The sequence below is a fragment of the Paraburkholderia translucens genome, from assembly GCF_020881035.1.
GTDB lineage: Bacteria > Pseudomonadota > Gammaproteobacteria > Burkholderiales > Burkholderiaceae > Paraburkholderia > Paraburkholderia translucens.
Map to the genome: position 1 here is coordinate 364,549 of NZ_JAJITC010000003.1, position 17,582 is coordinate 382,130.

General features: G+C 64.4%; 17 protein-coding genes. 11 read left to right on the top strand and 6 right to left on the bottom strand.

The window, feature by feature from the left end; all coding sequences use genetic code 11:
• The first annotated feature begins 288 nt into the window (after positions 1-288).
• Positions 289-1,332: an asparaginase gene (locus tag LJ655_RS07225; RefSeq protein WP_230560566.1), complete on the top strand. Its 1,044-nt coding sequence runs from the start codon at positions 289-291 to the stop codon at positions 1,330-1,332.
• A 252-nt stretch (positions 1,333-1,584) separates the two neighbouring features.
• Here LJ655_RS07225 and LJ655_RS07230 read toward each other — a convergent pair whose 3' ends face one another.
• The 3 genes from LJ655_RS07230 to gcl form a co-directional block, all read right to left on the bottom strand.
• Positions 1,585-2,496 carry a 2-hydroxy-3-oxopropionate reductase gene (locus tag LJ655_RS07230; protein ID WP_230560567.1) on the bottom strand — a complete coding sequence of 304 codons (912 nt, stop codon included), beginning with the start codon at positions 2,494-2,496 and terminating at the stop codon, positions 1,585-1,587.
• A 74-nt stretch (positions 2,497-2,570) separates the two neighbouring features.
• Positions 2,571-3,380: a hydroxypyruvate isomerase gene (gene hyi / locus LJ655_RS07235; protein WP_230560568.1), complete on the bottom strand. Its 810-nt coding sequence runs from the start codon at positions 3,378-3,380 to the stop codon at positions 2,571-2,573.
• An 80-nt stretch (positions 3,381-3,460) separates the two neighbouring features.
• Positions 3,461-5,236, bottom strand: coding sequence for a glyoxylate carboligase (gene gcl / locus LJ655_RS07240; RefSeq protein ID WP_230560569.1), 1,776 nt, complete (start codon positions 5,234-5,236; stop codon positions 3,461-3,463).
• A gap of 178 nt (positions 5,237-5,414) precedes the next feature.
• Here gcl and LJ655_RS07245 point away from each other — a divergent pair, with 178 nt between their 5' ends.
• The 10 genes from LJ655_RS07245 to LJ655_RS07290 all read left to right on the top strand — a co-directional run bounded on the left by LJ655_RS07245 (position 5,415) and on the right by LJ655_RS07290 (position 13,374).
• Entirely contained in the window at positions 5,415-6,326 is a 912-nt protein-coding gene (locus LJ655_RS07245) for a LysR family transcriptional regulator (protein WP_230560570.1), read from the top strand.
• Between the two features lie 175 nt (positions 6,327-6,501).
• Positions 6,502-7,377 (top strand): RNA polymerase sigma factor, encoded by an 876-nt coding sequence (locus LJ655_RS07250; protein ID WP_230560571.1) that lies wholly within the window; start codon positions 6,502-6,504, stop codon positions 7,375-7,377.
• A complete protein-coding gene (locus tag LJ655_RS07255; RefSeq protein ID WP_230560572.1) occupies positions 7,367-8,395 on the top strand; it encodes an anti-sigma factor family protein in 1,029 nt (342 codons plus the stop codon). Before LJ655_RS07250 ends, LJ655_RS07255 begins: the two co-directional genes overlap by 11 nt.
• Before the next feature lie 182 nt (positions 8,396-8,577).
• Complete coding sequence (gene rpsF, locus LJ655_RS07260) at positions 8,578-8,952, top strand: 30S ribosomal protein S6 (RefSeq protein ID WP_230560573.1); 375 nt, start codon at positions 8,578-8,580, stop codon at positions 8,950-8,952.
• Positions 8,953-9,021: 69 nt separating this feature from the next.
• Entirely contained in the window at positions 9,022-9,321 is a 300-nt protein-coding gene (gene priB / locus LJ655_RS07265) for a primosomal replication protein N (RefSeq protein WP_008922420.1), read from the top strand.
• A 2-nt stretch (positions 9,322-9,323) separates the two neighbouring features.
• Positions 9,324-9,599 carry a 30S ribosomal protein S18 gene (gene rpsR, locus LJ655_RS07270; protein ID WP_008922421.1) on the top strand — a complete coding sequence of 92 codons (276 nt, stop codon included), beginning with the start codon at positions 9,324-9,326 and terminating at the stop codon, positions 9,597-9,599.
• A 27-nt stretch (positions 9,600-9,626) separates the two neighbouring features.
• Positions 9,627-10,079: a 50S ribosomal protein L9 gene (rplI, locus tag LJ655_RS07275; RefSeq protein WP_230560574.1), complete on the top strand. Its 453-nt coding sequence runs from the start codon at positions 9,627-9,629 to the stop codon at positions 10,077-10,079.
• A gap of 154 nt (positions 10,080-10,233) precedes the next feature.
• The gene (locus tag LJ655_RS07280; protein ID WP_176108683.1) at positions 10,234-11,622 is read left to right on the top strand and encodes a replicative DNA helicase; all 1,389 of its coding nucleotides are present in this window, start codon (positions 10,234-10,236) and stop codon (positions 11,620-11,622) included.
• Between the two features lie 115 nt (positions 11,623-11,737).
• The gene (locus LJ655_RS07285; protein ID WP_230560575.1) at positions 11,738-12,364 is read left to right on the top strand and encodes a DUF47 domain-containing protein; all 627 of its coding nucleotides are present in this window, start codon (positions 11,738-11,740) and stop codon (positions 12,362-12,364) included.
• A complete protein-coding gene (locus tag LJ655_RS07290) occupies positions 12,364-13,374 on the top strand; it encodes an inorganic phosphate transporter (RefSeq protein WP_230560576.1) in 1,011 nt (336 codons plus the stop codon). Before LJ655_RS07285 ends, LJ655_RS07290 begins: the two co-directional genes overlap by 1 nt.
• Before the next feature lie 157 nt (positions 13,375-13,531).
• On the opposite strand, the gene LJ655_RS07295 is transcribed toward LJ655_RS07290, so the two are convergent.
• The 3 genes from LJ655_RS07295 to LJ655_RS07305 form a co-directional block, all read right to left on the bottom strand.
• Positions 13,532-14,338, bottom strand: coding sequence for an SDR family NAD(P)-dependent oxidoreductase (locus LJ655_RS07295; RefSeq protein ID WP_230560577.1), 807 nt, complete (start codon positions 14,336-14,338; stop codon positions 13,532-13,534).
• Between the two features lie 51 nt (positions 14,339-14,389).
• Complete coding sequence (locus LJ655_RS07300; protein ID WP_230560578.1) at positions 14,390-15,523, bottom strand: C40 family peptidase; 1,134 nt, start codon at positions 15,521-15,523, stop codon at positions 14,390-14,392.
• 211 nt (positions 15,524-15,734) lie between these two features.
• Positions 15,735-17,582: a PhoH family protein gene (locus LJ655_RS07305; protein ID WP_230560579.1), complete on the bottom strand. Its 1,848-nt coding sequence runs from the start codon at positions 17,580-17,582 to the stop codon at positions 15,735-15,737.

Below are 17,582 nucleotides of genomic sequence, written 5' to 3' on the forward strand. Positions count from 1 at the left end.
TTCGAGGCGGAGCGAAAATAGGCCAAGTCCCAGTCCTCCCAGCGATTGTCTGGGCGCCGCGGCGCTGAAAAATCCGGATAGGATGACGAATAAAAAATGGCATCCTATGGGTTTCATCAGGCATCAAAGGTTCGGTGATATTCGTCGTCAATAGGTGTGCTGACGAGTGCAGCGAGGCGCCACATTGGATTCAAGTCCGCTCGCATGTTGCGCAGGCTCAAGCGAGGCGCGCCCGCGTCCGGTCGTCCACGCGTGGCGGCGCCTGGCGCATCGCTTACAATCGCCGCCATGAATACCTCGACCACCTCTCTCCCGATTCCGCCCGGTCATCGCGTCACGCCAACGCTGCCGCGCATCGCGGTGCTCGCGACCGGCGGCACGATCGCCGGTTCGGCTCCGGATGCCGCCAATACATCTGGCTATCAGGCGGGCGTCGTCGGCGTCGATCAGCTGCTCGCGGCGGTGCCGGCGTTGTCCACGGTCGCGCGGATCGCGCCCGAGCAGATCGCCAACGTCGACAGCAAGGACATGGCGATACCGCTATGGACCACGCTCGCGCAGCGCATCAACGCGCTGCTCGCGACGGACGATGTCGACGGCGTGGTCGTCACGCACGGCACCGACACGCTCGAAGAAACTGCTTATCTGCTGCATCTGACCGTCAAGTCGGACAAGCCGGTCGTGCTCACCGCGGCGATGCGCCCAGCGTCGGCGCTTTCCGCCGACGGTCCGCTGAATCTGCTGAATGCGGTGACGGTCGCCGCGCACGCGGCGGCGCGCGGGCAGGGCGTGCTGGTAGCGTTCAACAACCGGATTCATAGCGCGCGCGACGTCGTGAAAACGAGCACCTATGCAGTCGATGCATTCCAGTCGCCCGAGATCGGCGCGCTAGGCTGGGTGCAGGATGGCCGCGTCGAATTCCAGCGCGGCGTGGTGCGCGCGCATACGGTCGCAAGCGAGTTCGCGATCGATGCGGCGTGGCCGCAGGTGGAGATCGTCACGAGCTATGCGGGGGTATCGCGAATCGCTGTCGATGCGCTGGTCGCTGCGGGCGTAGCGGGCATCGTCGTGGCGGGTACGGGCAACGGCTCGATCCATCAGGCGTTGCAGCAGGCGCTGGCCGATGGCGTGTCGCGCGGGGTGGCGGTGGTGCGCGCGTCGCGCGTGGGTTCGGGACATGTGATGCGCAACGGCGCGGCCGCCGACGATGCGCTCGGATTCGTCAGCGCGGGTTCGCTGAATCCATATAAGGCGAGGGTGCTGTTGATGCTGGCGCTGGCCGCGGGCCATACGGCGCCGCCTGCGCTGCAGAAGGTGTTCGATACGTATTGATTGACGAATCCCGCAGCCGGACACCCAACGACGACGTCTGACCGACCAAGGCTTCCCCGTCGTCGCCGGGTGCCGCTGCGGACTTCACTGGCGGCTCTCAGCCCAGAGCGGCGCGATTTGCCCGTCGCGCCGCGGCGGCAACCGGGGTTGCCGTGCGGCCAACGGATGCCCCACCTGTACTCACCGTGACCTCGCCGATGCCGGAGCGGCAAGCGGCGCCGTCGACGGCGAGCTAAACCAAAGACAACGACTTCAGGCCGCCTTCGCTTCCTCGCTATCAGGTGTCTGCGCGATTTCATGATTCGCCATGATCTCGAGCGCGCGCACCATCGCCGAGTGATCCCACGCCTTGCCGCCATTCGCCGCGCACACGCTGAACAGCTGCTGCGCGCTCGCGGTATGCGGCAGCGCGATGCCGAGCTTGCGCGCGCCATCGAGCGCGAGGTTCAGGTCCTTCTGATGCAGCTCGATACGAAAGCCCGGGTTGAACGCGCGCTTCGTCATGCGCTCGCCATGCACTTCGAGAATCCGGGAGGACGCGAAGCCGCCCATCAACGCGCGGCGCACCCGTTCCGGATCGGCGCCCGAACGCGACGCGAACAGCAGCGCCTCGGCAACCGCTTCGATATTCAGCGCGACGATGATCTGGTTCGCGACCTTGCAGGTCTGACCCGCGCCGTTCGCGCCGATCAGCGAGACGTTCTTGCCCATCAGTTCGAACAGCGGCCTGGCCAGCGCAAAGGCTTTTTCCGGACCGCCGACCATGATCGTCAGCGACGCTTCGCGCGCGCCGATTTCGCCGCCCGACACAGGCGCATCTAGATAGTCGACTCCGAGCGCGTTGATCTTCTTCGCGAACGCTTGCGTGTCGAGCGGCGAGATCGAGCTCATGTCGATCACGAGCTTGCCTTTGGTGAGGCCAGCGGCGACACCGTCGTCGGCGAACAGCACGTTGGCGACGTCGGGCGTGTCCGGCACCATGATCATGACGATGTCGGCGGCCTGCGCGACGGCCGTCGAACTGGCGACCACGCTCGTTGTCTTCGCGATGTCGTCCGGCACCGGATACGCGCCGTTGACGAACAGGGAGTGGCCGCCCTTGATGAGGTTGCGCGCCATGTGCGCGCCCATGATGCCGAGTCCGATGAAGCCGATCTTTGCCATGTGTGTGTGTCTCCAGGGTTATAGGGGGCGTACGTCAAGGAGTTTCCGGGGGGCGTCGGGAGCCCTGAGGAACCTCACGCCGCCGCGTGCGCCGCGCCTCGCACCTGGCCGGCCACGCTTTGCACCCAGCCAAGGCCAGCCGCGGTCGTCGTGCGCGGCTTGTACTCGCAACCGACATAGCCGTCGTAGCCGAGCGAGTCGAGCAGCGCGAACAGATACGGATAGTTGATTTCGCCGGTGCCTGGTTCGTGGCGCCCCGGGTTATCCGCGAGCTGGATATGCGCGATCCGCGCGAGGTTCTTTTCGATGGTTGCCGCGAGTTCGCCTTCCATCCGCTGCATGTGATAGATGTCGTATTGCAGGAACAGATTGTCCGATCCGACTTCGTGAATCACGTCGAGTCCATCGCGTGACCGGTTCAGCGCGAAACCCGGAATGTCGTACGAGTTGCACGGTTCGACGAGCAGCCGGATGCCGGCCTTTTGCAGCTCGCCCGCGGCAAAACGCAGGTTGTCGACGATCGTTGCGCGGGCGGTGTCCGCGTCGACGTTCGCAGTTGGAATGCCGACGAGGCAGTTCAGTTGCGCGACCTTCAATGCGCTTGCATATTCGATCGCGCGTCCGACGCCTTCCTGAAACTCGGCTATCCGATCGGGCAAACACGCGATGCCGCGTTCGCCCGCTTCCCAGTTGCCCGCCGGCAGGTTGTGCAGCACCAGCTTCAGGCGGTTCTGTTGCAAGCGTTCGCTCAATTCGGCGATCGAATACGGATACGGGAACAGGAACTCCACGGCATGAAAGCCCGCGCTGGCCGCGGCCGCGAAACGGTGGAGGAACGGCACTTCGTTGAACAGCATCGTCAGGTTCGCTGCGAATTTCGGCATGGTGCGTGTGTCTCCTGGATCGGTCAGGGAAGGGCGCGTCTGTTGTCATGCATGCTGCCCATGTCGCGAATGCGCAGCGCTCAGTCGAGCAGGCTGATCGCCGTCGGCGCATCGGCGCGCTTTTCGGCAAGTTCCTCGAACTCGTTGATCGCGTCGATCTCGGCGCCCATCGACATATTCGTCATGCGTTCGAGAATCACTTCGACGATCACCGGCACGTTGAACTCGGTGAGCATCGACTGCGCTTTTTGTAGCGCCGGTTTCAGGTCCTCCGGCTTGAACACGCGAATCGCCTTGCAGCCAAGACCTTCGGCAACCGCTACGTGATCGACGCCATAGCCGTTCGTCTGCGGCGAATTGATGTTCTCGAATCCGAGTTGCACGCAGTAGTCCATCTCGAACGCGCGCTGCGCCTGGCGGATCAGGCCGAGATAGGCGTTGTTCACGACGACATGCACATAGGGCAGCTTGAACTGCGCGCCGGCCGCGAGCTCTTCGATCATGAACTGGAAATCGTAGTCTCCTGACAGCGCGACGATCGGCCGTTGCGGATCGGCCGCGCGCACGCCGAGCGCCGCCGGAATCGTCCAGCCCAGCGGGCCGGCCTGGCCGCAGTTGATCCAGTTGCGCGCCTTGTAGACGTGCAGGAATTGCGCGGCGGCGATCTGCGACAAACCGATCGTGCTCACGTAGCAGGTATCGCGGCCGAACACCTGGTTCATCTCTTCGTAGACGCGCTGCGGCTTCATCGGCACGTTGTCGAAGTGCGTCTTGCGCAACATCGTGCGCTTGCGTTGCTGGCAATCGGCGGCCCACGCGCTGCGATCCTTGAGCTTGCCCGCGGCCTTCCATTCGCTAGCCACTTCGACGAACAGTTCGAGCGCGGCCTTCGCATCGGACACGATGCCGAGATCCGGTCCGAACACGCGCCCGATCTGCGTCGGTTCGATGTCGACGTGCACGAACTTGCGGCCTTTCGTGTAGACGTCGATGCTGCCGGTGTGACGGTTCGCCCAGCGGTTGCCGATGCCGAGCACGAAGTCGGAGGCGAGCATCGTCGCGTTGCCGTAGCGGTGCGAGGTCTGCAGACCGACCATGCCCGCCATCAGCGGATGGTCGTCGGCAATCGCGCCCCACGACATCAGCGTCGGGATAACCGGCACGCCGAGCGTTTCGGCGAACTTCACGAGCAGGTCTTCGGCCGCGGCGTTCAGCACGCCGCCGCCCGATACGATCAGCGGCCTGTCGGCATCATTGAGCAGCGTGAGCGCTGCTTCGATCTGCTTGCGCGTCGCCTTCGGCTTGTAGACCGGCAGCGGCTCGTACGTGTCGATATCGAACTCGATTTCGGCGAGCTGCACGTCGATCGGCAGATCGACCAGCACGGGGCCCGGACGGCCCGAGCGCATCAGATGGAACGCCTGCTGGAACACGCGCGGCACGAGCGCCGGTTCGCGTACGGTCACGGCCCATTTGGTGACGGGCTTCGCGATCGATTCGATGTCGACGGCCTGGAAGTCTTCCTTGTACAGACGCGCGCGCGGCGCCTGGCCTGTGATAGCCAGAATGGGAATCGAGTCGGCCTGAGCGGAGTACAAACCGGTGATCATGTCGGTGCCGGCGGGGCCCGACGTACCGATGCACACGCCGATGTTGCCCGGCTGTGCGCGGGTGTAGCCCTCGGCCATGTGCGACGCACCCTCCACATGGCGCGCGAGCACGTGGCTGATGCCGCCGGCTTTGCGCATCGCCGAGTAGAACGGGTTGATTGCTGCGCCCGGCACGCCGAACGCAGTATCGATGCCTTCCTTTTCGAGCACCAGAACGGCGGCGTCGACGGCTCTCATTTTGGCCATGAATGTCTCCTCAATGTCGGGAACTACGTCGGTTGGAGGACACTGTAGGGCTGCACCAAAGGTTTGATAAGATCAGTCCGGGTCGCTTATTCCAAAACAAAAAGTATTGAATGGCGTGAAGTACCGCACGCGGCTGGCGGCAGTCCGGCCTGTGACCTGAGACCGGTGGGAGACGAGCATGGACCGCTTCAAGCAGATCGAAACCTTCGTGCGGGTCGCCGACGCGGGCAGTCTCGCGGCGGCGGCGCTGGAGGAGGGCGTGTCGCCGGTGATCCTCGGACGGCGCATCGACGCGCTCGAAAAACGCCTTGGCGTGAAGCTGATGTACCGCTCGACGCGGCGGCTCGTCGTCAGCGAGGACGGTGCCGCGTTTCTCGAACGCTGCCGGGTGCTCCTCAGCGAATGGGATCAGGCGGAAAACGAGCTGAGCGCGGGACGCCGCACGGTGAGCGGCCATCTGATCGTGTCGGCGCCGGCTGCGTTCGGCCGCAAACACGTCGCGCCGCTCGCGCCCGCATTTCTGCGTGACAAGCCCGGGTTACAGATGTCGTTCAATCTGACCGACCGGGTCGTCGATCTGGTGCGTGAGGGCTACGACCTGTCGATTCGCATCGGCGGCGCGGTCGATCCGAACTTCGTCGCGGTGAAGCTGGCGTCGAATCGGCGCGTCGTGTGCGGCACGCCCGACTATTTCCGCCGCCACGGGAAGCCGAAGACGCTCGAGGATCTGCCGGCCCACAACTGCCTCGCGTTCAATCTGCAAGGCGGGCAGAACCGCGGCTGGTACTTTCGCCGCAACGGCAAACTCGCGACGGTGCGGGTGGGCGGCTCGCTCGATTGCAACGACGGCGAACTGCTGCACCGCTGGGTCTCGGAAGGGCTCGGACTCGGCTGGCGCTCGACTTGGGAAATCCAGCAGCAGCTCGCGCGCGGCGAGCTTGAAACCGTGCTCGACGAATATGCGCTGCCCGATTACGACATCCTCGCGGTCTATCCGCAACAGCGCTACGTGCCGGCACGGGTGCGCTATTTCATCGACTATCTGAGGGATGTGTACGCGAGCGACGACTACTGGAACCGGGGGTCGTAGTAGCTGGGGGGCGGTTCGCAGTCGAGCGCGATCTTTTTGCGAATATCGGCGCGAGGCGGGAATAAACTGAGCCTATGGCCAGTTCCGCAATGAAAGACACGTCAGGAACGACACGACGCGGGGCGCGCGACAGCGACCCGCACGATGCAGCCGCCATGCCCTTGGAGGGGCCCACGTGGTCCAGATCGATTCAGACGCCGCCCGCGCGCGGGGCGAGCCCAACGCCGACGCCGATGCCGATGCAGCGAAAAGCCGCCGCTTCCAGCAGCTGGCGCTGCCGCATCTCGACGCCGCGTATAACCTCGCGCGCTGGCTGTGCGGCAACTCGAACGATGCCGAGGACGTCGTGCAGGAAGCGTTCATGCGCGCGTTCCGCTTCTTCGATACGTTTCGCGGCGACTCCGCGCGGCCGTGGCTGCTCGCGATCGTGCGCCGCACGTGGTACACGGAATGGCGGCGGCGCGCGCCGTCGCACGACATGCTCGAATTCGACGAAACGATGGACGACGCCACCCTCGACGGTTGGAGCGCCGGGGGGGACGATCCACAGACCCTGCTGATCCGCGACGAGGATGTCCGGCAGGTGCACGACGCATTGGCGCTTTTGCCGGTGGAGTATCGCGAGGTGCTGATTTTGCGTGAGCTCGAGGAAATGGGATACCGGGAGATCGCGGTGGTGGCCGATGTGCCGATCGGTACGGTGATGTCGCGACTCGCGCGCGGACGGCGCAAGCTGGCGGAGGTGCTGATGGCGCGGCAAGGCAGGGGAGAACCGGCAGGCGCGGGACGCGAAGGCGGACAGGGTGGCGGGCACGGCCCGACCCATGCGCCGCCGGATCGGGCCGTGCAGCCCGGGCGAGTTGCGCAGCCCGCGGCCTCCGCGCCCTCCGCCCGGCCGACACGAAGTTCCGGCGACTGCCCGGCCGCAACCTCGGCGGGTGGGCCCGCCAGCGCAACAGTCACACAGCTCCGGGCGTTTGCCGACGGCCGGCCCCTCAACATTCCCGGCGCTGCCGCCGACCCCGCTCAGGAGACGCCGGATGAACTGTAACGAAGCTCGGCCGCTCCTCGATGCGAATGCCGATCACGAACTGCCGGCGCCCGATGCGCGCCGGGTCCAGCAGCATATCGACAGCTGCGACGGCTGCCGGCGCGCGAGCGACAACCTGCGCGCGCTGAGCGGCGCGCTGCGCGCGGCACCGTATCATCGTGCGCCGCAGTCGTTGCGGGCGCGGATCGTGGCGGGCTTGCCTCGCGCGGTCGAAGAGGGAACTTCGGTGTCGGTCACGACGGGGGCGCCTGAAGATGCAGAGGAGGGGGCTGTCGGCAGCGCTAGCGCCGGGATGACGGACGTGGCGACGTACGAACCTCGGCCTCAGCGTCGCGGGGCGCGGCGGCCCGCGTGGCTAGACAGGTGGCTCAGAGGCTTCAGCGGTTCGGGCGGCTCGGGCGATTCACGCGGCCTGCAAACCGCCTTCGGCGGGCCGCTCGCCACGGGCGGCGCCAATCGCGCGGTCGCGCGCGGTAGTCTCGCGGCGCTCGTGATAGCGTTGTGCGCGGCCGCGGCGGTCCTCACGCTGACGCTGCGGCGGCCGGCCGAATTCATGCCATTTGCCGACGAACTCATCGAGAGCCACGTGCGCGCGCAGGTCTCCGGCCGCGACATTGACGTGATTTCGACCGACCGTCACACGGTCAAGCCGTGGTTTAACGGCCGGATCGACTATTCGCCGCCGGTCGAGGATCTCGCGGCGAGCGGCTTCGCGCTGCAAGGCGGCCGGCTCGATTACATCGCGCATCAGCGGGTTGCGGTGCTCGTGTACCGCTACGGCAAGCACGTGATCGACGTGTACGTGTTCCCGCAGTCCGCGAGCGGGGGCGCGGCCCGTGGCATCGAGGGCGCGGCGCCGGCATTGCTCGGTCACGACGGCTATTCGATCGCTCACTGGGACGCGGCGGGCATGACCTGGTGGGCGATTTCGGACGCCGCGCCCGATGCGTTGCGCGGCCTCGAAGCGGCGCTCAGAGCGCGTTTGCAAAGCGGAAGCCAGAGCACGGAAGCGGGATGAGTGGCAAAATCGGCCCGATTTCCGTGACTTGCCACACCTAAGCTCTTGAAAACACATCCGATTCCGGCGCTGGATCGACGCAATACCTTGCAATCCGTCCCCGTTCGGGTTATACTCTTTGGCTTCTCACTTGCCGCACCGGTTCCGACGCCCGGGCGGCTTCAATCCACAAGGAGTGTGTAATGCGTCATTACGAAATCGTCTTTATCGTGCATCCCGATCAGAGCGAGCAGGTGCCCGCCATGATCGAGCGTTACAAGAGCACGATCACGTCGCACGGTGGTCAGATTCACCGCGTCGAAGACTGGGGCCGTCGCCAACTGGCCTACATGATCGAGAAACTCGCGAAGGCTCACTACGTCTGCATGAACATCGAATGCGACCAGACCGCGCTCGAGGAGCTGGAACACGCGTTCAAGTTCAACGACGCCGTTCTGCGTCACCTCATCGTCAAGATGAAGAAGGCCGAAACCGGCCCGTCGCCGATGATGAAGGAAGTGCAGCGCGAAGAAGCCAAGAAATCGGCAGCCGCTCAGCCGACCGAAGCGCAGGCTTAAGACACACTATTTAAGCTACCAGACACGCAGCGTCGCTCCGCTCACGTACACGAAGGCATACACAGGTACATGAACCGGCTGCAACTGACGGCGAGCGTCGTGGAGCGCGAACCGGTGCGGTATACCCCCGCCGGCGTTCCGATTGCAAGCTGCACGTTGCACCACCGCACGGAAGTCGTCGAGGCGGGCATTGCCCGCCAGGTCGAGCTGACCATGCAGGCGGTCGCCGCGGGCGAAGCGAGCGGTAAGCTCGAGAACTGTCAGATGGGTGTCGAAACGCTCTTCACAGGTTTTCTGGCGAAAAAGCATCGTAACGCGCGAACTCTGGTATTTCACATCACAGCATTGCAGGACATTGGAAAGGACTAATCATGCCCCGCCCGACTGGTAAGAAATTCGACAAGCGTCGTCAGCAACAGAACCCGCTCTTCAAGCGCAAGAAGTTCTGCCGTTTCACGGCTGCTGGCGTCGAGTACATCGACTACAAAGACATCGAAACGCTGAAGGACTTCATCGGCGAGAACGGCAAGATCACGCCGGCACGTCTCACGGGTACGAAGGCGCATTATCAACGCCAGCTGGACACGGCTATCAAGCGCGCACGTTTCCTCGCGCTGATGCCGTACACCGACCAGCACAAGGCCTAACCCGACGACGCGATAAGGAGCATCCGAATGCAAATCATTCTTCTGGAAAAGGTCGTCAATCTGGGTAACCTGGGCGACATCGTGAAGGTCAAGGACGGTTACGCACGTAACTTCCTGATTCCGAACAAGAAAGCTCGCCGAGCAACGAAGGAAGCCCTGGCTGAATTCGAAGTGCGCCGTGCAGAACTGGAAAAGGTCGCGGCTGAAAAGCTGGCGGCCGCTCAAGCTCAAGGCGAAAAGCTGGCAGGCCAGTCGGTTCAGATCAATCAGAAGGCCGGCGTCGACGGCCGTCTGTTTGGCTCGGTGACGAACGCCGACATCGCCGAAGCACTGGGCAAGCAAGGCTTCGCAGTGGAAAAGTCGCAAGTGCGTCTGCCGGAAGGCCCGCTGAAGATGGTTGGCGATCACCCGGTTCAGGTTTCGCTGCACACCGACGTTCTCGTCGATGTGACGGTGGTCGTGATCGGCGAACACGTCTAAGCATCAGGCAGGATCAGCCAGCTTATTGCTGGTGAAGAGCAGGGGCCGGGTAACCGGCCCCTGCTTTTTTTATGCCCGACTATCTCCCGTCTATCTGCTCTTTTGCGTTTTTTCCGCTCGCAGCCGTCGCCGGATTGCCCGATAATTCCTCCCCATGAACGCACCGTCCAAAGATCCTCAACTCGAGTCGCTGAAAGTCCCGCCGCATTCGATCGAAGCCGAGCAATCGGTGCTGGGCGGCCTGCTGCTCGACAACGCGGCCTGGGACCGCATCGCCGACTTCCTCGCGCAGAGCGACTTCTACCGCTACGACCACCGCATCATCTTCGAGCACATCGGCAAGCTCATCGCGGCCACGCGTCCGGCCGACGTGGTGACGGTCTATGAAGCGCTAGGGACCTCGGGCAAGGCGGAAGAGGTCGGTGGACTCGCTTACCTGAACGCGCTTGCGCAGAACACACCAAGCGCGGCCAATATTCGCCGCTATGCGGAAATCGTGCGCGACCGCGCGGTGCTGCGCCGGCTCGTGTCGGTCGCCGATGAAATCTCCGCTGACGCGTTCAACCCGCAAGGCAAGGAAGTCCGGCAATTGCTGGACGAAGCCGAATCGAAGGTGTTTTCGATCGCCGAAGACGGCGCGCGCGGCACCCAGGGCTTTCTCGAGATCGGGCCGCTGCTGACCCAGGTGGTCGAGCGGATCGACACGCTCTATCACACCGCCAATCCGAGCGACGTGACCGGCACGCCGACCGGCTTCGTCGATCTGGATCGTATGACCTCGGGCATGCACGGCGGCGAGCTGATCATCGTCGCGGGCCGTCCGTCGATGGGTAAGACGGCGTTTTCGATGAACATCGGCGAATACGTCGCGGTCGAGTACGGACTCCCGGTTGCGGTGTTTTCGATGGAAATGCCGGGCACGCAGCTCACGATGCGTATGCTCGGCTCGGTCGGCCGGCTCGACCAGCATCGCATGCGCACCGGGCGGCTCACCGACGAGGATTGGCCGAAGCTCACACACGCGGTGCAGAAGATGAGCGAGGCACAGATCTTCATCGACGAAACCGGCGGTCTGAACCCGATGGAGCTGCGCTCGCGCGCGCGCCGGCTCTCACGCCAGTGCGGCAAGCTCGGGCTCATCATCATCGACTACCTGCAGCTGATGAGCGGTTCGTCGGCGGGAGAAAACCGTGCGACCGAAATCTCGGAAATTTCGCGTTCGCTCAAGGGCCTCGCGAAGGAGCTCGACGTACCGGTGATCGCGTTGTCGCAGCTGAACCGCGGTCTCGAGCAGCGGCCGAACAAGCGGCCGATCATGTCGGATCTGCGCGAATCGGGCGCGATCGAACAGGACGCCGACGTGATCCTGTTCATCTACCGCGATGAAGTGTACAACCCGGACAGTCCCGACAAGGGCACCGCGGAGATCATCATCGGCAAACAACGGAATGGTCCGATCGGCCCCGTTCGGCTCACGTTCCATGGTCAATACACGAAGTTTGACAACTTTGCCGGCGCGCAGAACTTCTACGGCGGCGAGTGACGCAAAAGGTCGCGGGCTGTTGTAACGGCGCTGTCACAAGTGCGGCGTTGGTTACACAACGGTACAATATGGCGGTTTTATGTCAGCCTTTATGTGACCCATTTTCAGGATCCCAATGTTCGGTCGATTCATGCCCACCGAGGGCAAGTTTTTTGAAATATTCAATTCGCACGCAACGTGCATCATCTCGGCGAGCCGCGAACTCGAGCTCCTGATCGACAATCTGCAGGACGCCGAAACCCACAAACAGAACGTGCAAAAGGCCGAGAAAGCGGCCGACAAGCTCACGCACGAAGCGATCGACCTGCTGCACAAGACCTTCATCACGCCGCTCGACCGCGACGAGATCCACAAGCTGATCACGACGATGGACGACATCCTCGACCTGATGGAGGACGTCGCCACCGCGATCTCGCTGTACGACGTGCAAGCGGTCACGTCGGAGGCGAGCCAGCTCGCGCATATCTGCACGGCGACCTGCGAACGTGTGCAGTTCGCGGTGAGCCTGCTGTCGGACTTGAAGCAGGCGAGCCAGATTCTGAAGGCTTGCGAGGACATCGACCGGCTCGAATCGGAAGCCGACCGCGTGCTGCGCGCGGCGATGTCGAAGCTGTTCCGCGAGGAAGACGACGTCAAGGTCCTGATCAAGCTGAAGGCGATCTACGAGCTGCTCGAAACGATCACGGACAAATGTGAGGATGTGGCGAACATCATCGAAGGCATCGTGCTGGAAAACGCATAATGCAATCGATACAACTCGCTATCTGGGTCGTCGCCGGCCTGGTCGCCATTGCGCTGGTGTTCGACTTCATGAACGGCTTTCACGACGCGGCCAATTCGATCGCCACGGTCGTGTCGACCGGGGTGCTGAAGCCGCAGCAGGCGGTGGCGTTCGCGGCGGCGTTCAACGTCATCGCGTACTTCGTGTTCCACCTGAAGGTGGCCGCCACCGTGGGCAAGGGCACGATCGACCCGGACATCGTCGATCACTACGTGATCTTCGGCGCGCTGGTCGGTGCGATCGTGTGGAACGTCATCACCTGGGTGTACGGCATTCCGTCCAGCTCGTCGCACGCGCTGATCGGCGGCCTCGTGGGCGCGGCGCTCGCGAAGTCGGGCTGGGGGGCGCTGAACTGGGACGGGCTGATGAAGACCGTGGCGTTCATTTTCATTTCGCCGCTGCTCGGCTTCGTGCTCGGCTCGTTTTTCATGCTGCTGGTGTCGTGGCTGTACTTCCGCACGCCGCCCAGCAAGGTCGACCGGCGCTTTCGCCGGATGCAGCTGATCTCCGCTGGCCTGTATAGCCTCGGTCATGGTGGCAACGATGCTCAGAAGACCATCGGCATCATCTGGATGCTGCTGATCGCAACGGGCTTTGCGTCGCTGAAAGCGGACGCGCCGCCGCTGTGGGTGATCGGCGGCTGTTATCTGTCGATGGGTCTCGGTACGCTGTTCGGCGGCTGGCGCATCGTGCGCACGATGGGGCAGAAAATCACCAAGCTCAAGCCAGTCGGCGGCTTCTGCGCGGAGGCAGGCGGGGCGATCACGCTATTTACCGCCTCAGCGCTCGGCATTCCCGTATCCACCACGCATACGATTACCGGCGCGATCGTCGGGGTCGGCGCGACGCAGAAGCTCAGCGCGGTGCGTTGGGGCGTCGCCGGCAACATCGTTTGGGCGTGGATTCTGACGATTCCGGCTTCCGCGATCCTGTCGGGCGGGGCCTGGTGGGTGGGGCACCACTTCCTGTAATCACCGTGCGATGCGGGCCTGCGCTGCCGGAGCTGGCTTACCGGCACGCGCGGGCTTCGGCTTCAAGCCGCCCGTTGCATCGCATCGTTTGCCTCGGCAGTTCAACTTACAGAGCGCGATTCCGTCGTCCTGACGGCCGTCGCGGTGCTCGACGCGTTCAGATCAGCGGCGCGTTCGCACCGTCCATCGGGATGATCGCGCCGGTCACATAGCTCGCTCGGCGACTCGCGAGGAACAGCGCCACGTCGGCGATTTCCTCCGGCCTGGCATAGCGGCCGAGCGGCATCCTGGCCTGGCCGCGTGCGAGGGCTTCGTCGTTACCGATGCCTTGCTGCGCCGCCTCCAGCCGGACCGCTTCCTCGACGCGCTCGGTCAGCGTCGGGCCCGGGTTGATCGCGTTGATGCGGATGCCGTAGCGCGCGTAGTAATGCGCGAGGCCGACGGTCGCGAGCATCAGCGCCGCATTGGCCGCGCCGCCCGCGATATGAATGTCGGTGGCGATTTTGCCGCCCATGCCGATGATATTGACGATCGTGCCCGGCTCGGCACCGCCGTCGGCCTTGGCGCGCTCGGCCATCCGGCGCAGCACTTCCTGCTGCGGATAGATGTAAGGGAAATACTTCGCTTCCATCGTCGCGCGGAATGCATCGGCATCCAGCGTTTCCGGGTCGTAGCGGCGCGCGGCACCGGCGCTGTTGATCAGCACGTCGATCGGACCCACCGCGGTGCTGACTTCTTCGACGATATCGGCGGCGCTGTGCGGCTCGTGCAGATCGGCGCGCGTGCGGTGCACGTGAAATCCTTCCTCCTTCAGCTGTTCGAAGGCGCGCGCCAGATTGGCGGGATCGCGCGACACGATCGCGACCTTCGCGCCTTCCTGGGCGAAGGCGCGCGCGCAGGCAAAGCCGATGCCTTTGCTGCCGCCGGTAATCAGCACCACTTTGCTTTTGAGCCCGAGTTCCATTGTCGTCACCCGCCGTCGAAAGAATATCGATGACGATAGCAGATCAGGGCCTCAGTAGTTGCCGTTCGCGAAACGGGCAATCGGGTCGTCGCCGCTTTGCGTGGGCGCGGGCATGCCGTGGGAAGCCGTCGATGCGCGCATGAGCCGTACGCCGCCGACGGTGTCGTCGATCTGTTGCGCCTGCCGGGCTTGGCGTTGCGCGACGGACGCGGGCGGCGGCGGTTCGAACGCATCGGCGGCGGCGTTGATTGCGTCGGGTGCAGCTGGCGGTAGGGCGCGAGCAGTAGTCGCCGGCTGCATCGATTGGATGGGGGAAGAAGCGCCGTTTTCATGCGTACTGCCTCGAGCCACCGGGACCACCGCGGGTGCCGCGGCGCCCGCCGGGCGCGCTTGCCACTGCGCAGTGCCGAGGCCCGGCGGCGGCTCGAACTGATCGGCTTGCGCGACAGGCGCATCGCCGCTTGCATCGGCCGCCGTGGTCGCGTCCGTGACCCGCTGGGCCGTTGCCGTCGGCGGCGCTCCCGCATAGGCCGACGTTGCCGGAACCGCCACGATGGTTCCCGTGCCCGCGGCGGTTGCCGCCACACCGCGCTCCGTCTGCGGGGCTGCTGCCTGATAGCTCGGCGTATCGAACGGCGCCGGCGTCGCGGTCGGTCCCGCCATCCGGCGGATGCCGTCGAAGCGCTTGGCCCAGTAGGGGTTGGTCAGATAGTCGAGCCGCACCGTGCCGCCCGTCGACGGCGCGTTGACGAAGCGCAGCTTACCGACATAGATGCCGACGTGCGAATGCGCGCGCCCCGTCGTATTGAAAAAGATCAGATCGCCGGGCGCGATTTCGTCGGGTTCGATCGATTCGCCGCGCCCGCTCATCTCGGCGGTCGTGCGCGGCAGGTTCACCGACGCGGCGCGCAGCACCACGTAGCGCACGAGTCCGCTGCAATCGAAACCGCTATCGGGCGTATTGCCGCCCCAGCGGTACGGAACACCGACGAGGCTCATCGCCTGAATCGAGATTTCCTCGCGGCCGATGCTGTGATCGACGAAGTGGGGGAAGCCGGGCGGGGGCGTGTGAGAGGCGCCATTCGCGGCCACGATGCCGCCCGAGCCACGCGACGTCTTTTGCGGCGCGCCGGCGCAGGCGGCGAGCAGCAGGACGGGCAGCAGCGAAATGGCGAGTCGGCGCATGAAGACGGCAGGGGCGGTAAGCGCCCATTTACTCACTGACGATGTCGCGATGTTAGTCGCCCCACAAGGCTGCCGCAAGAAATGTTGATAAATTACTTGAAGTTTGCGCGCTAAGTGTTGCCCGCGCGGAACGCCGGGGCAATAAAAAGCCGCGTCCGGAACGAACCGGACGCGGCTTGCGATGAAGAGCCGGAAAAATCCCAGCGAAAGCCTAGAGAATCTCCGACGCGTAGTCGGCGAGGCGCGAGCGCTCGCCGCGCGCGAGCGTCACGTGTCCGCTGTGCGCCCAGCCCTTGAAACGGTCGACCACGTAGGTCAGGCCCGAGCTGCCCTCAGTCAGATAAGGCGTATCGATCTGCGCGATGTTGCCGAGGCAGATGATCTTGGTGCCCGGACCCGCGCGTGTGACGAGCGTCTTCATCTGTTTCGGCGTCAGGTTTTGCGCCTCGTCGATGATCAGATACTTGTCGACGAACGTGCGGCCGCGCATGAAGTTCATGCTCTTGATCTTCAGGCGCGAGCGGATCAACTCCTGGGTCGCGGCGCGGCCCCATTCGCCGGCGGCGTCGTCGGTTTTCTGCAGGACTTCGAGGTTATCGTCGAATGCACCCATCCACGGCTGCATTTTTTCCTCTTCGGTGCCCGGCAGGAAGCCGATGTCTTCACCGACCGGCACCGTCGCGCGCGTCACGATGATCTCGTTGTAGCGTTTGTCGTCGAGCACCTGCGCAAGGCCCGCCGCGAGCGCGACCAGCGTCTTGCCGGTGCCGGCCTGGCCGAGCAGCGTGACGAAGTCGATTTCCGGGTTCATCAGCAGGTTCAGCGCGAAGTTCTGCTCGCGGTTGCGCGCCGTGATGCCCCACACGTTGTTCTTGTGGTGGCCGTAGTCGCGCAGCGTTTGCAGCAGCGCCGTCTTGCCGTTCAGCTCGCGCACCAGCGCATGAAACGCGGGTTCGCCGTTCTGCGGCTCCAGATAAACGAACTCGTTGACCAGCATCGATGCGCACAGCGGACCCGTCACGCGGTAGTACGTGGTGCCGGTCTTCGTGTCCTGCCAGCTTTCCATGCCCTTCGCGTGCCGGGTCCAGAAATCCTGCGGCAGCGCGCGAATGCCCGTGTACAGCAGATCGCTGTCCTCGAGCACCTGGTCGTTGAAGTAGTCTTCGGCGGGCAGACCGAGCGCATGCGCCTTGATGCGCATGTTGATGTCTTTCGACACCAGCACGACCTGGCGATCGGCGCGGTCGCGCTGCAACGCGCGCACGACGCCGAGGATCTGGTTGTCGGCCTTGCCTTCGGGCAGACCTTCAACGGGCTCGATCGCGGTCAGCCGGGTCTGGAAGTACAGCCGCCCGGACGCCTCACGGCTGCCCAGACGCGCGAGCGAAATGCCGTCGGCCATGTCGCCTGCGTTCGCGACGAGCGAGTCGAGCGTGCGGCTCACCTGACGCGCGTTACGCGCGACTTCCGACATCCCCTTCTTGTGGTTGTCGAGCTCTTCCAACGTCATCATCGGCAGATAGACGTCGTGCTCCTCGAAGCGGAACAGACAGCTCGGGTCGTGCATCAGCACGTTCGTGTCGAGCACGAACAGCTTCTGCACCTCGACGGGCGTCGCGCTCGTGCCGCGCTTCTTGCGCGTGGTGGCCACTGTCGCCGCGGCAGGTGCGGTGGCTGTTTCGGACGCCGGCTGCTTCGCGGCGGGCGCGCGCGCGACGGCCGGCTGCGCGTCATCCTCAGCGGCTTCGAGCTGTGGACGCGTGGCCGGCACCGGCTGCAACAGCGCAGCGGTCTGTTTGGTCCTGCGGCCGCGCGCCGGCGCGGGTTGCACGGCGGCAGGCGGCTCGACGGCGGGCACGGGCCGCAACGTGGTGGCGGCATTGGCGGCGTGCGCCATCGGTGTGGCGACATTGGCGCGGCCGTAATCGGCCGACTCTGCGGATTCCCCTTCACGCGCCTGTTTTTTCGCGGTGGAGCGCGCGGGCGTGACGGCTTTGGCCTTGTATTCGTCAGGCGACAAAAGATTGCCGAGCTTGCTGGGGGGAGTAGGCAAAGGCAT

Bases quoted from the DNA above. Each gene is read 5' to 3' on its own strand.
- LJ655_RS07225 (WP_230560566.1), top strand. From the start codon at position 289: ATGAATACCTCGACCACCTCTCTCCCGATTCCGCCCGGTCATCGCGTC.
- LJ655_RS07230 (WP_230560567.1), bottom strand. From the start codon at position 2,496: ATGGCAAAGATCGGCTTCATCGGACTCGGCATCATGGGCGCGCACATG.
- hyi (WP_230560568.1), bottom strand. From the start codon at position 3,380: ATGCCGAAATTCGCAGCGAACCTGACGATGCTGTTCAACGAAGTGCCG.
- gcl (WP_230560569.1), bottom strand. From the start codon at position 5,236: ATGGCCAAAATGAGAGCCGTCGACGCCGCCGTTCTGGTGCTCGAAAAG.
- LJ655_RS07245 (WP_230560570.1), top strand. From the start codon at position 5,415: ATGGACCGCTTCAAGCAGATCGAAACCTTCGTGCGGGTCGCCGACGCG.
- LJ655_RS07255 (WP_230560572.1), top strand. From the start codon at position 7,367: ATGAACTGTAACGAAGCTCGGCCGCTCCTCGATGCGAATGCCGATCAC.
- rpsF (WP_230560573.1), top strand. From the start codon at position 8,578: ATGCGTCATTACGAAATCGTCTTTATCGTGCATCCCGATCAGAGCGAG.
- priB (WP_008922420.1), top strand. From the start codon at position 9,022: ATGAACCGGCTGCAACTGACGGCGAGCGTCGTGGAGCGCGAACCGGTG.
- rpsR (WP_008922421.1), top strand. From the start codon at position 9,324: ATGCCCCGCCCGACTGGTAAGAAATTCGACAAGCGTCGTCAGCAACAG.
- rplI (WP_230560574.1), top strand. From the start codon at position 9,627: ATGCAAATCATTCTTCTGGAAAAGGTCGTCAATCTGGGTAACCTGGGC.
- LJ655_RS07280 (WP_176108683.1), top strand. From the start codon at position 10,234: ATGAACGCACCGTCCAAAGATCCTCAACTCGAGTCGCTGAAAGTCCCG.
- LJ655_RS07285 (WP_230560575.1), top strand. From the start codon at position 11,738: ATGTTCGGTCGATTCATGCCCACCGAGGGCAAGTTTTTTGAAATATTC.
- LJ655_RS07290 (WP_230560576.1), top strand. From the start codon at position 12,364: ATGCAATCGATACAACTCGCTATCTGGGTCGTCGCCGGCCTGGTCGCC.
- LJ655_RS07295 (WP_230560577.1), bottom strand. From the start codon at position 14,338: ATGGAACTCGGGCTCAAAAGCAAAGTGGTGCTGATTACCGGCGGCAGC.
- LJ655_RS07300 (WP_230560578.1), bottom strand. From the start codon at position 15,523: ATGCGCCGACTCGCCATTTCGCTGCTGCCCGTCCTGCTGCTCGCCGCC.
- LJ655_RS07305 (WP_230560579.1), bottom strand. From the start codon at position 17,582: ATGCCTTTGCCTACTCCCCCCAGCAAGCTCGGCAATCTTTTGTCGCCT.